Genomic DNA, 523 nt, shown 5'->3' on the forward strand with positions numbered 1-523 from the left:
CCGAGTACTGCACGATGTGAGCGGGGTCAGAGTAGATTCCCAGCAGCTCGGTGATCTCCGCCGTAATCCCGGTCTCCTCCTTGCACTCGCGCACTGCACATTCGCTCGGCGTCTCACCGAAATCCTGTGCACCACCTGGGAGCGCCCACTGACCGGTATCGCGCCGCCTTTGNCATGTTGCACGCCGGAACGAGTGAGTTCGGCGCAGGCGCGTCCGGGTCACCATAGTATTCGGTGCGACTCATTCATTGCCTCCAGCGGAGTCCTGCCAAGCTGTGGCTGACTTCCAAACGGCTTCGAAGCTTTCACGGTAGTGATCAAAGAATCCAGTAACAATATCGATACGGCGAAAATGTAGCAGCGGATTCGCGCTGGCGGGTTGGCCCCACGCATGCGGGTTTGCCAGCAGGTTGTCATCAAATCTGAAGATAGAGTTGTACAGCGTGGTCGCATGGAGCCGTATCTCGCAGTTGTCTTCGGCGAGCAGCGGTTTGAAGTACGTACGTGCGGCACGGATCTTCGC

At 58.2% G+C, this 523-nt stretch carries 1 protein-coding gene and 1 pseudogene; both read right to left on the bottom strand.

The genetic code is table 11. The features are described from left to right. On the bottom strand, window positions 1–226 hold a 226-nt coding region (locus ABD211_RS23135; RefSeq protein WP_344135718.1), incomplete at its 3' end, for an NUDIX domain-containing protein. Between the two features lie 15 nt (window positions 227–241). Next, window positions 242–523 (bottom strand): annotated as a pseudogene (locus tag ABD211_RS23140) (XRE family transcriptional regulator); the annotation flags it as partial.

This window comes from Luedemannella flava (assembly GCF_039528515.1).
GTDB lineage: Bacteria > Actinomycetota > Actinomycetes > Mycobacteriales > Micromonosporaceae > Luedemannella > Luedemannella flava.